11 protein-coding genes are annotated in these 12,343 nt (G+C 55.1%); 7 read left to right on the top strand and 4 right to left on the bottom strand.

Annotated features, from left to right (window positions below):
• Window positions 1-17: 17 nt before the first annotated feature.
• Together CAP48_RS18790 and CAP48_RS18785 are read right to left on the bottom strand one after the other, a co-directional pair.
• Window positions 18-992, bottom strand: coding sequence for a tripartite tricarboxylate transporter substrate binding protein (locus CAP48_RS18790; protein WP_100699399.1), 975 nt, complete (start codon window positions 990-992; stop codon window positions 18-20).
• A gap of 143 nt (window positions 993-1,135) precedes the next feature.
• Window positions 1,136-1,954: an IclR family transcriptional regulator gene (locus CAP48_RS18785; RefSeq protein WP_100699398.1), complete on the bottom strand. Its 819-nt coding sequence runs from the start codon at window positions 1,952-1,954 to the stop codon at window positions 1,136-1,138.
• A gap of 201 nt (window positions 1,955-2,155) precedes the next feature.
• Between CAP48_RS18785 and CAP48_RS18780 the strand changes: the two genes are divergently transcribed.
• From CAP48_RS18780 to CAP48_RS18760, 6 genes are all read left to right on the top strand, one after another.
• Window positions 2,156-3,859 carry a GMC family oxidoreductase gene (locus CAP48_RS18780; protein ID WP_100699397.1) on the top strand — a complete coding sequence of 568 codons (1,704 nt, stop codon included), beginning with the start codon at window positions 2,156-2,158 and terminating at the stop codon, window positions 3,857-3,859.
• A gap of 92 nt (window positions 3,860-3,951) precedes the next feature.
• Window positions 3,952-5,271, top strand: a complete 1,320-nt coding sequence (locus CAP48_RS18775; RefSeq protein ID WP_100699396.1) for an MFS transporter — start codon at window positions 3,952-3,954, stop codon at window positions 5,269-5,271.
• Between the two features lie 387 nt (window positions 5,272-5,658).
• Window positions 5,659-7,500 carry a phosphoenolpyruvate carboxykinase (GTP) gene (locus tag CAP48_RS18770; RefSeq protein ID WP_100699395.1) on the top strand — a complete coding sequence of 614 codons (1,842 nt, stop codon included), beginning with the start codon at window positions 5,659-5,661 and terminating at the stop codon, window positions 7,498-7,500.
• 26 nt (window positions 7,501-7,526) lie between these two features.
• The gene (locus tag CAP48_RS20570; protein WP_255411723.1) at window positions 7,527-7,649 is read left to right on the top strand and encodes a hypothetical protein; all 123 of its coding nucleotides are present in this window, start codon (window positions 7,527-7,529) and stop codon (window positions 7,647-7,649) included.
• A gap of 228 nt (window positions 7,650-7,877) precedes the next feature.
• Window positions 7,878-8,330, top strand: coding sequence for a MarR family winged helix-turn-helix transcriptional regulator (locus tag CAP48_RS18765; protein ID WP_100699394.1), 453 nt, complete (start codon window positions 7,878-7,880; stop codon window positions 8,328-8,330).
• Between the two features lie 141 nt (window positions 8,331-8,471).
• Complete coding sequence (locus tag CAP48_RS18760; protein WP_100699393.1) at window positions 8,472-9,788, top strand: MFS transporter; 1,317 nt, start codon at window positions 8,472-8,474, stop codon at window positions 9,786-9,788.
• Here CAP48_RS18760 and CAP48_RS18755 read toward each other — a convergent pair.
• Entirely contained in the window at window positions 9,776-10,279 is a 504-nt protein-coding gene (locus CAP48_RS18755; protein WP_100699392.1) for a DUF2938 family protein, read from the bottom strand. The genes CAP48_RS18760 and CAP48_RS18755 overlap by 13 nt on opposite strands.
• A gap of 161 nt (window positions 10,280-10,440) precedes the next feature.
• Window positions 10,441-11,295, bottom strand: coding sequence for an META domain-containing protein (locus CAP48_RS18750; protein ID WP_100699391.1), 855 nt, complete (start codon window positions 11,293-11,295; stop codon window positions 10,441-10,443).
• 426 nt (window positions 11,296-11,721) lie between these two features.
• Here CAP48_RS18750 and CAP48_RS18745 point away from each other — a divergent pair, with 426 nt between their 5' ends.
• Complete coding sequence (locus CAP48_RS18745; protein ID WP_100699390.1) at window positions 11,722-12,258, top strand: HugZ family protein; 537 nt, start codon at window positions 11,722-11,724, stop codon at window positions 12,256-12,258.
• The last annotated feature ends 85 nt before the right edge of the window (window positions 12,259-12,343 follow it).

Genomic DNA, 12,343 nt, shown 5'->3' with positions numbered 1-12,343 from the left:
GGCCCTGCTGTGCCCAATCAGTTCGCCTTGAAGCCGGATTCTTTAATAATCGGCTCCCACACTTGTTTCTCCTTCTCCAGTAATGTTGTCATGCTGACTGCTGATTCGCCGGTCAGTTCCAGCCCCAGTTTTTCGAAATTCTTTTTCAGTTCGGGATTCTTTGCAACTGCAATAAAGGCTTTTTCCAGGCGAGCAATGGTTTCCGTCGGTGTGTCTTTGGGCACATACGCGCCGTACCAGATTTTCACATTTTCAAATCCTTTGACACCTTGTTCATGCAACGTCTTGACATCAGGCAGAAAGCTGACGGGCTGTGTGCCGGCCAGGCCCAGAAAGCGGATCTTACCGGCACGATACAACTCCATTTGGGCGCCGGCCGCATCCACGCCCAGCGGAACATGGCCGCCCATCTCGTCATTGACCAACTGCGGGCCGCCCGAATAGGAAGCAGGCTCAAGTTTGATGTTTTGGTGCTTTGCCAACTGCAATACACCAAAATGCGTCGGACCGCCCAAACCGGCCAGGCCAACGGTGCCCAGTGCCGCGTCCTTCTTGACGGCTGCCAAATATTCATCAATTGTCTTATAGGGCTGTACGCTTCCGGTGGATATCACAATCGGCACGTTCGCCAGATTTGCGACGGGCACCAGATCATCGGGCGAATAATTGAGTTTGGCGTAGGTGTACGGATAACTCGTGAACGGCATCGAGTGCGACAGCAGAACGGTGCGCCCGTCGGGTTTGGCGCGCGCAACTTCCGTTGCCGCCATCATGGTTGAGGCGCCCGGTTTGTTTTCGACATAAGCCTGGCCATGCCCGGCTTTCCTGTAGTCCTCGGCGACGGCGCGCGCCAGAGCATCAAGGATTCCGCCAGCCGGGTAGCCGACAACAATTTTGATGGTTTCGTTTTGAGCCCAGGCCTGTGAAGGCAGGGTCGTGACCAGCGCAAAAGCAGACAGAATCAGGGATTGCAAAATAGGACGGTTGTTCATAAGATCACCTTCAGATCGGTTATATAAGACTGTGGGCACGGCTTACGGTTGTGGAAAAATCGATGGAACAAGGAACAAGGAACAAGGAACAAGGAACAAGGAACAAGGAATAAGGAATAAGGAATAAGGAATAAGGAATAAAATCAGCGTCCATCGGACTCGGTATCTACATCCAGTCTCTCGGTAAGCTTGGTATTGCCTGCCAGCACCTGGCCCAGCGCCAGGGCGGTCGTTTTCATCATGCTGGAAAAGGTAAAAAGATCGGAAAATGAATGCGTGGCGGTGGGAGCGTGGCAGGCGACGGCGGCAATCACGCGCCCGCGGTCATCCTGGACCGGCACCGCGATGGCCACCATGCCTCTGACAAACTCTTCATTGTCAGTGCCAATTCTCTGTTGTGCGATCAGGTTCAACTCCAGGGCCAGACGCTGGCGATCTGTGATGGTTTTGGGCGTAATGGCCGGCAGCGGCAGGTCATCCAGCAGGCGCTTGCGATGGACATCGGGCATCATGGCCAGGAACAGTTTGCCGCTGGCCGTGCAGTGCAAAGGGACGTGGGCGCCAGTGCGCAAATGCAATTGCAGTCGCATGTCGGTCTCGGGCTCGACCCGCGCCAGGTAGTGGACCTGGTTATCGATGAGTGCGGTCAGATTGCAGGTCTCGCCGGTGGCAGCCACCAGTTTGCCAAGCAGCAGTCGGCACATGCGATCAAAGTGGGTGGAGCTCAGCACAGACAAAGCCAGTTGATGCGAACACGCGCCCAGCACGTATCCACGATCTTCGGGCAGGCGCGTGACATAGGCAGCCTCCTGCAGCTGTTGCAAAAGCCTCAGGACACTGGCCTTGGGCAGTGCTGTTCGCTGGGCAATCTGGGCAAGCGATAACGGATAACTGGCACGGGCCAGCAGCTCTATCACAGTCAGAATACGCAGATGTTTTGGATCTTGATTGGTCATGGTCATAGTTGTCTCTTTATTATTGATTGTCGAATAAAAGAATTGAAATATCCAATAATTTGAAACGATCCATTTTGGTTAATGAAATGAAAATGGCGTATATCGTTTCAAAATTGAAATGATTGGTGTATACCCCTAATAAATAACGGTCCGCCCAACGCACACTTGACACACTCAATAAATAAAAACTGACAGGCAGACAAAACGATGCAAGAGTGTGTGGATTATGTAGTAGTGGGTGGCGGCTCGGCCGGATGCGTCATGGCCAACCGGCTGAGCGAGAATGGCAGGTACTCGGTGTGCCTGCTCGAAGCGGGTCCGGCTGATCGCAATATGTGGATCCATATTCCTATCGGTTATGGCAAGACCATGTTCAATCCCCGATTGAACTGGGGCTTCTACACTGACCCCGACCACAATATGCTGGACCGGCGTATTTACTGGCCGCGTGGTAAAACGCTGGGCGGCAGCAGTTCCATCAACGGCCTCATTTACATACGGGGCCAGAAAGAAGATTACGATCATTGGGCGGAACTGGGAAACTCGGGATGGGACTGGGATGCGTGCCTGCCATACTTTCGCAAACTCGAGAATAACGATCTTGGCCCGGGCCCAACCCATGGCACGCAGGGCCCGCTGAATGCGACATCGATCCCGACCCGGCACGAACTGGTCGATGCGCTTATCGCTGCCGCCAACAGTCTTGGTATACCGTCGCGCAAGGATTTCAACACGGGCGATCAACGCGGGGCCGGGTACTACCAGTTGACGACTCGCAACGGGCGTCGTTGTTCTACTGCCGTTGCCTATTTGAATCCGGCAAGACGACGATCGAATTTGCGTATCGAGACCGAAGCGCAGGCTATGAAAATTCTGTTTCGTGGCAAAAAAGCGGCGGCAGTCCAGTATCGCCAGCACGGGAAAGTCAAGACGCTGAACGTGAACCGCGAAGTCATCCTATGCGCCGGCGCTCTGCAATCGCCTCAGTTATTGCAATTGTCTGGTGTGGGCAATGCCGAGCATCTGACGCCTTTGGGCATTCCCATGGTGCACGAACTCAAGGGCGTGGGTGAGAACCTTCAGGATCATCTGCAATTTCGACTGATCTACGAAGTGAGCAAACCCATTACGACCAATGATCTGCTGCGTAGCTGGAGCGGCAAGGCCAGGATGGGTCTGCAATGGGCATTGCTGCGGGGCGGCCCGCTAGCCATTGGAATCAATCAGGGCGCCCTGTTCTGTAACGCTTTGTCCAACACAGACACGCGCCCCGATGTGCAGTTCCACTTCGGGACGCTGTCGGCAGATATGGCAGGTGGCAAGGTCCATGATTTTTCCGGATGCACGTTTTCCGTGTGTCAGCTGCGGCCCGAGTCGCGTGGCTATTTGAGAGTCCGCTCGGCCGATCCGTTTGAGCCGCCAGCAATGCAACCCAATTATCTGGCCACCGATCTGGATCGCCGCACGGCCATCGCCGGTGTGCGGCTGACCCGAAAACTGGCCGACGCCCAGCCTATGCAGACCTTGATGAAAGGCGAAGTCAAGCCAGGCCGGGAAGTTCAGACAGATGAGGAGATTTTGCATTTTTGCAGAGAGAACGGCGCCACGATTTTTCACCCGTCGGGAACGGCAAAAATGGGTCCGGAAAATGATCCGATGGCAGTTGTTGATCACCGGCTGGCCGTTCGCGGCCTGCAGGGATTACGTGTGGTTGATGCATCGATTATGCCTACGCTTGTGTCGGGCAATACCAATGTGCCGGTTGTCATGATTGCCGAAAGGGCTGCCGCCTTTGTGCTTGAAGACGCGCTGGCTACCGGTCATGCCATTGGCGACGACGCACGGGTGTCGTGCACAAGGGATAAGGCTCCGGCTGAAAATCTTGCAGCCGCTCACTTGCAGGACCAATAGAAGCGACAGAGCGACGAAACGGAGTGCGATCGCAACTGAAATATGTCGGATCGAATCGCCGCTGTATCTAAATTAATACAAGGGAGACAACAATGAGTGACAAAAAAGGATTGCGCAGGGTCGTTGCAGCTTCGCTGGTGGGGGCAACGATTGAGTGGTACGATTTTTTTCTTTATGGGGTGATTGCCGGGCTGGTGTTCAATCAACTGTATTTCCCGGGTGAAGATCCCTATATCGGCACCATGCTGGCGTATGCCACCTTTGCTGTAGGCTTTCTGGCTCGTCCGTTAGGCGGAATCATATTCGGTCATCTTGGTGACAAGGTGGGCCGCAAAAGTGCATTGATCATGACCTTAATGATCATGGGCGTATCCACCGTGGCAATCGGCTTGATTCCTTCCTATGCCAGTATCGGGCTGTGGGCGCCGGCGCTGCTGTTGTTCTTTCGTATTCTGCAGGGAATCGGCCTGGGCGGCGAATGGGGCGGGGCGGTGCTCATGACTTACGAGTATGCACCGCCGGAGAAAAAAGGACTTTATGCGTCCCTGCCCCAAATCGGCCTGTCTCTGGGATTATGTCTGGCTTCTGGCGTGGTCGCCTTGCTCTCGTCGCTGCTGACCGACGAACAGTTCCTGAGCTGGGGCTGGAGGATCGCGTTTTTGTTGTCTACTTTGCTGGTTTTCGTTGGTATGTACATCCGCCTGGCCGTCAAGGAAAGTCCGGAATTTGAACGGATCAAGGCAGAGAATGCCGAAAGTAAAATTCCATTTGTGGACATGATCAAAAACTATCCGCTCAATATCCTCAAAGGGATGGGCGCGCGTTATATTGATGGCGTCTTTTTCAATATTTTCGGTGTGTTCATTATCAGCTACCTGACGCGGAACTTGAACATGTCGCGCACCGACGCGCTGACCGGCGTGATGGTTGCCGCAATCGTCATGTGTGCAGCCATTCCTTATTTTGGCGCCATGTCCGACCGGCTGGGACGCACTCGCACCTATTTCTGGGGATCCTTGATTACAGGTTTTTCGGCCATTCCTGCATTCTGGCTCATGACCAATTTTTCCGATAATGTATTCGTTGTCTGGCTTTCCATCGTGATTCCTTTCGGTATTCTGTACGCAATGGTGTATGGTCCCGAAGCGGCATTGTTCTGCGAGTTGTTTGATACACGGGTACGGTATACGGGTATTTCATTTGTGTATCAGTTTTCGGGCATCTTTGCCTCGGGTATTACGCCGCTGATTGCAACAGCGCTATTGCATCAGAATAATGGTCAGCCATGGCTGGTGGTGGCCTACACCGTTATCGTGGGGATAATTTCAGCCCTGAGCGCAGCATCCATCAAAACGGTCAAAACGGTTACTCAGCCGACAGCGGTACGATCCGCAGTTGCGCCTGCACGTTAAGCGGCTTTTCTGTGGCGGGCCCGCAAATCCGGCAACGTTGCCGATGCGCGGGCCTTGTCTTCATTGTGCGTTGCGCAATTAAAAGGCCCTCGTGAGCAATTTCAACTGCAATATCATTTTATGCGACTGCACAAAAAATGTTCCTCAAATGCCGCGAAGGAGTGCTGGGTATAGCTCGCAAGAACGTAAAACCGGCAACAAGTTGAAACGCCGGAACCAGAAAGCGTACACATTAGGGCCATGCGGTATTAGAATGATGCATCATTGTGGACTATTTTCATTTGCGCGCTATGGCGGGGCCGGTCCGGGCGCCATACGGCATTGTTTCAACAGGCGCCTTCGAACGAGGCGTTTTTGCATTTGACAGATTACGGAGATCCAAACCCTATGAATGCAGCTCGTCCTGAACCTTCAGTTCAAATCAATGCGCCCGAATGGGTGCAGCACGCCGGCCTGAAAGCCTGGGTGGAGCAGATCGCCATGCTTACCCAGCCCGACCACATTGAATGGTGCGACGGCTCCCAGGAAGAATATGACCGCCTGTGCGCGCTGATGGTCCAATCAGGCACGCTGCGCAAGTTGAACCCGCAGAAGCGGCCGAATTCTTATCTGGCCTGGTCCGATCCCGACGATGTAGCGCGCGTGGAAGATCGCACGTATATCTGTTCGGAAAACGAAGAAGACGCTGGCCCGACCAACAACTGGGAAGCCCCAGCGCAAATGCGCGAAACGCTCAACGGCCTGTTCGATGGCTGTATGCGTGGCCGTACCATGTATGTAATTCCGTTTTCCATGGGACCGCTGGGCTCTCCCATTGCCCACATTGGCGTTGAACTGTCCGATTCTCCTTATGTGGTAGTCAATATGCGGTCAATGACCCGGATGGGCCGCAAGGTGTACGATATACTGGGCAGCGACGGGGAATTTGTCCCTTGCGTGCATTCCGTAGGCAGCCCGCTGGAACCGGGGCAGGCCGACGTCCCCTGGCCGTGCAACACCACGAAATACATTGTGCATTATCCCGAAACACGGGAAATTTGGTCTTACGGTTCCGGCTATGGTGGCAATGCCTTGCTGGGCAAGAAATGCTTTGCCTTGCGCATTGCCTCCAATATGGGGCGTGACCAGGGCTGGATGGCCGAGCATATGCTGATCCTGGGCGTTACATCACCCGAGGGTAAAAAAATGCACGTCGCCGCGGCGTTTCCTTCAGCCTGCGGCAAAACCAACTTTTCCATGATGATTCCGCCGGCATCGCTTCCCGGATGGGAAATCACAACCGTGGGCGATGACATTGCGTGGATCAAGCCCGGCGAAGACGGGCGCCTTTATGCGATCAATCCGGAGGCGGGTTATTTCGGCGTCGCTCCGGGCACCAATGAGAAAACCAACTTCAATTGCATGGCTTCGCTGCGGGAAAATGTATTGTTTACCAATGTCGCGCTCACAGATGACGGCGACGTGTGGTGGGAAGGCATGGGACCGGCGCCGGCACATCTGATTGACTGGCAGGGCAAGGACTGGACTCCCGACAGCGGACGCAAGGCGGCTCACCCCAATGCCCGCTTCACGGTATCGGCAACGCAGAATCCTGTGATCGATTCCGAATGGGATAATCCGGCAGGGGTCGCTATTGACGCGTTCTTGTTTGGTGGTCGCCGTTCCGACACGGTGCCGCTGGTAACCGAAGCGCGCAACTGGGTTGAGGGCGTGTATATGGCTGCGACGATGGGCTCGGAAACCACTGCGGCTGCAGCGGGCGCGCAAGGCGTAGTCCGACGCGATCCTTTTGCCATGTTGCCGTTTTGCGGCTATAACATGAGCTCCTATTTTGAGCACTGGCTGAATCTGGGCCGCAGGCTTGAGAAAGCCGGTGCGACGCTGCCCCATATTTTCTGCGTAAACTGGTTCCAGACGGACGATAACGGCAAGTTTATCTGGCCCGGATTCGGAGAAAACATGCGCGTGCTCAAGTGGATGCTGGAACGCATCGACGGCAAAGCACAGGGAGAGGAAAACCTGTTCGGTGTTTCGCCGCGTTTTGAAGATATTACCTGGGACGGTTTGTCTTTTGACCAAGCGCAATTTAAGCGCATCACCTCCATTGAACAGGATCAGTGGCGCAGGGAGCTGGAACTGCACGCAGAGTTGTTCGATAAGCTTAAAAGTCGTTTGCCCGAAGAACTGACCCAGATCCGCGAGCGGCTTGACAGCCAGGTCAGCGCCTGACTGTTGCCGGCATGGCAGGCGCGCCCATGCAGGGCGCTCCTGCCGACTTGCCTATTGGCAACATTTGCATGACAGGCGTGCAGGGTACCGTGCCGCTGGAGCAGTATCAAGCAAGGCTGGCCGCAGGCGCTAGCCAGCACGGGATTTGACGAAAGATGGGTCAAGGCCGAAAATAACGAAACACCAGGCAGTGCTGAACATAACGAAAGAATGGCGCCACCGAACACAACGGAACACCGTCCCGCATTTATTTAATCAAATCCTGACCAGGGCCAACATAAGGAAACCTGCGGCAGGGCTGAACATAACGAAAGATATACCCGATAGAAAAGAAGGTTACCTTTGTAGTTTTCCTTGTTATCTGCTATCATAGTGGTATGGATAGAAAATCGTTGAGTCCCGAACAGGCGCGTGTATCAGAACTGGCGGCAGAATTGCGCATTCTGATTTCCTCCTTCACCCGCAAGCTGCGGGGGCAGGCTAGTGCCGGGGATTTCACCCCTTCGCAACGTTCCGTTCTGCTGCGACTGGAACGCGATGGGCCAACCACAGTGACCGCGCTGGCGCGGGCCGAAGGTGTCAGGCCGCAATCGATGGGTGCAACGGTGTCAAGCCTGGAAGCGGCCGGCCATATCAAGGGAAATCCTGATCCGGCTGATGGTCGCCAGACCATTTTGTCGCTGACGCCGCGCTTTCTTACGATGATCCAGGCAAGTCGCGCCGCTCGGGAAGACTGGCTGGTACAAGAAATTCACACTTGCTATAACGCCAAAGAGCAGGAATCGCTGGCAAAAGCGATAGAACTGCTCAAGCGGCTCGTCAATCACTGACCGCAACTGCGGCGGCACATATATACACGCAGCAATCTCGTCGACGACCTTGCGTCGCTTGTCGTTGCCCCTGCAGGGTCACGGCGGCGTACGCATTACGTCGATCTTCATAACCGTTATTTGGCTTAGCCGGGAGGAAGTGTGGGTACCATAAAAAGCGGCACGTTCCGGTCTCTCGCCATACCCAATTATCGAATATGGGCAGGCGGTGCGATTGTGTCCAACGTGGGCACCTGGATGCAGCGGACTGCACAGGATTGGCTGGTGCTCACTTATCTGACCCAACATAATGCGACGGCAGTGGGTATCGTCATGGCATTGCAGTTCGGCCCTCAAATATTCCTGCTGCCGGTCACCGGTCTGGCCGCCGATTATCTGGACAGACGCAAGCTGCTGATTGCCACGCAGGCAGCCATGGGAATACTGGCGCTGGGCCTGGGGCTGTTGACCCTGACCGGTCTGGCGCAATTATGGCATGTTTACGTTTTTGCGCTGCTGCTAGGCTGTGTGACCGCCTTTGATGGTCCGGCGCGCCAGACTTTCGTGTCCGAACTGGTCGGCGATACGGATCTGTCCAATGCCGTTGCCCTGAACTCGGCTTCGTTCAATGCTGCGCGCATGATCGGCCCGGCGGTGGCCGGTCTTCTCATCGCAGGGGTTGGCACCGGCTGGGTGTTTCTGATCAATGCCGTCACATATCTGGCAGTGATTGCTTCTTTATTTCGCTTAAACGTAAAGGGTCTTAACCGGACCAAGCGGTCGCCGCGCACGCCGGGCAGCCTGGTCCAGGGATTTCGTTATGTGTGGAACCGTCCCGACCTCAAGGCACTGTTTATGATGCTATTTCTGATCGGTACGTTTGGCCTGAACTTTCCCATTTACATCTCGACCATGTCCGTCACCGTCTTTCACGTGGGCGCCAATGAGTACGGCTTGTTGTCTTCTACTATGGCAATCGGTTCGGTATGCGGTGCGCTGATGGCGGCGCGTCGGGCGCGGCCCCGTATTGCATATGTGCTAACCGGCGCGGGCATTTTCGGGTTTGGCTGTGTGCTGGCGGCTGTCTCGCCGAACTACTGGATATTCGGCGTGGTCCTGGTCGTGCTGGGGGTCGCCGCGCAAACGTTCAACACAACGGTGAACAGCACCGTGCAGATGTCGACCGATGCGGCAATGCGCGGACGCGTGATGGCAATTTATATGGCAATTGCATTGGGTGGCACGCTTGTCGGTGCCCCCATTGTGGGATGGGTCGCCGACGCCTTCGGTCCCCGCTGGGGACTGGGCGTAGGCGCGGGGGCCGGCGTATTGGCTGTGCTGGTGGGATTGCGGTATATGTTCAAGTATCGTGCCCTGGCCGTAAAGCTGGTGCAATATCGTGTGCAATTTAGCCTGGACGGTCACCAGGTGCAACTACGCGCGCAGCGCCGGCGCCAGGCTCGCATTCAGGCCAGGTAGCCGTATAGCGCAATGGCACTCAGATACATGGCCAGGCTGAACACCACGTGGTTGATGAGGATGCGTAGACGCATGCGCATCGGATCGGGCGTTTTGCGCGCTGCCACGCCCAGGCCCATGCCCGGTTGCATCACAAACCAGGCGGCGCATGTGGCCAGAACCAATCCGATGAGCAGCGGCGCCAGCAACGTGGGGTAGACGGCGTTCTGAAAGAACCAGATTGCTACTACCATCAGCCCATACACGATGCCAACCGCGTAATGGGCAATCCAGCCGATGGCCAGTTCACCTCGCACAGGTATTGCATCTGCGATATTGTCATGATGGTAGCGACCGTGCTTCATGTGAGCAAACCAGCGACCGGCCAGCGCCCAGTTGGGACGGGCTGCATCGTATGCGCGCTTTGCCACAATCGCCCATAAATCCAGAATAACGGTGGCAGCGATGCCGATAACTGTGCCGTCAAAAAAAAGAGCTGCAATGCTTTGCATGAGAATTGCCGTTGCCTAATAAAAATGAAAAAATCGAAATAGGAGCGCATGGACCAACGCAGCCTGAGAACGTGTGCACCAATTTTATGCCATTCTTGAGGCGCTTATTGTAGAGGCACCGCTTCAGAAAGCCAGCCACAGCCACTCTTAAGCTTGCTCCGTTAGTATAAAGCCACTGCTTCAAAACCTGCCACAATATCCCCATTGGCGTTCAGCAAATCCAGATGTTCGGCGCGGATCTGATAACGGGCAACCGTGAGCAGCGTCTGGGTAAATTCGGTTTCCATGACCACTCCTGGCGGGCAGGCCATTCTGGTGCCGCCTATTTGTGTCAGTTTCAACTGTTCCCCGTTTTCTTCGAAGCCGCCCATCATACGGTTGCATCCACTATTGCCAGAGAGTCGGTTACCTTCGGCCGAGAACACGATATGTGCCTCACGCTGCTGACTCTGAGTCTGTATCGCCTTGCCATTCAAGCTGACCAGCTTCCAATAAGTATTGCGTAAGGGGCTGTCTGGTTTGGCCGTCGACTCTGCTGTGGGCGATTTCGCTGCAGAAGCGTCGGTGGAGACATCGGGAGAGGCTTCGGAATGAGCGTCGGAAGAAACGGCGGGTGCAGCCGCCTCTTGCGATGCACCTTGTGTCATCATGATCCTTACCGGTTTGTCGCCGGTCTGGTCAAGTGTGATAGGGGCGCTTCCGGAAAAAAGGGTACGGCCCTGCGCAGTGAGCAGGACACTGATGCGGTACGGCAGGCCAGGTTTGACCGCGTGGTCGTCGTAGACGATCGAAAAGTGAAATGGCGTCTGTCCTGCCGGGTTCAATGCAGCGTGACCCACTACCTGGCCCGGGGTGCCATCGGCCTGCATTTGTTGCAGGCGTGCTTCGAGTATCGCGTCTGCCGGTGCTGCAATGCGTTCGCGATAGGCTGCTGTTGCCTGAAGCGAGGCTGCTGTTGCATAAGAGCCTATTACACATGTCATGGCCAGCAAGGTGCGAAGCAGGGGATGGATCATGTTCAGTCCTGTAGATCAGTTTGGTTCACGTCATCATAACCGGGCAGCGTGCCATAACACAATCGGCAAGCGAAACACAGGCGTCCCTCCCTATTTTTAGGAGCGGGACAGGCGAGGGTTCGCACCGTACTTTCCTGGCATGCCGCAATGCCAGTCAGCTTCATGTTGCCGGACTGGTCTTTGGCGACGATCCAGTTTGTTCTGTCGCAACCGTTGGAAGACCCATCAGGGGGCCGAGACATCCATTAGGGTCGTATCCTCTGGTCAAAAACCATATAATAAACAGACCCTTGGCTGTCCAGTGTATGAGTGGCCACTGCCGCTGACGCTCTTGATTCTGGCTGGCGCGGTGATTCGGGCCTGGGTAGTCAACGCGGCGTGCGCCTTGCGGCAAAGCGTCTGTTAAACGAAATAATAGAGCCTTCTATGAAAAGCAACACCGATACCAACAGCAACACCGATATGCTTGCGCTGACTCCTGAGATTGACCGTCTGCACCACGAATGTCTCAGTCTGATCATGGCGACAACGAATGCGACGCAAGCGCCTTGCGCCAGTTATACGCCGTTTGCCTATCTGGATGGTAAATTCTATGTTCTGGTCTCGGGACTGGCGGTTCATGGCAAGAACCTCAAGACGTTGCCCGAGCTCGATATTCTTCTGATTGAGGACGAAAGCAAAACGCGGAATATCTATGCGCGTCTGCGATTAAATTACCGCGCTGCGGTTTCACCGGTAGAAAAGGGAACCGCCGAACATGCCCAGGCGCTTGCACTGCTAACCGAAAAGGCGGGAAAGACGGTCACTTTGCTGGACTCCATGAACGATTTTACGTGGTATTGCCTGACACCTTTACTCGGAACTCTGGTACAGGGATTCGGGAAAGCGTTTGTTTTTGATCCTGCAGATCTGTCTGGCGGGGCGGTGCAATTGAATGAGACCAATATTGAGCAATTCCGTTGAACAGGCGCCCCGGCCGGCGCAGTAGTGGAGAGTCCAAGGAGAGAAAATGGTAGCGAAGCGGCACGAAGCAGTCAGTTAAGCCGCG

This window comes from Advenella sp. S44 (assembly GCF_002810445.1).
Taxonomy (GTDB): Bacteria; Pseudomonadota; Gammaproteobacteria; order Burkholderiales; family Burkholderiaceae_B; genus Advenella.
Note: the sequence above shows the minus strand (reverse complement) of the source record. Positions and strands in the feature narration are given on the sequence as shown.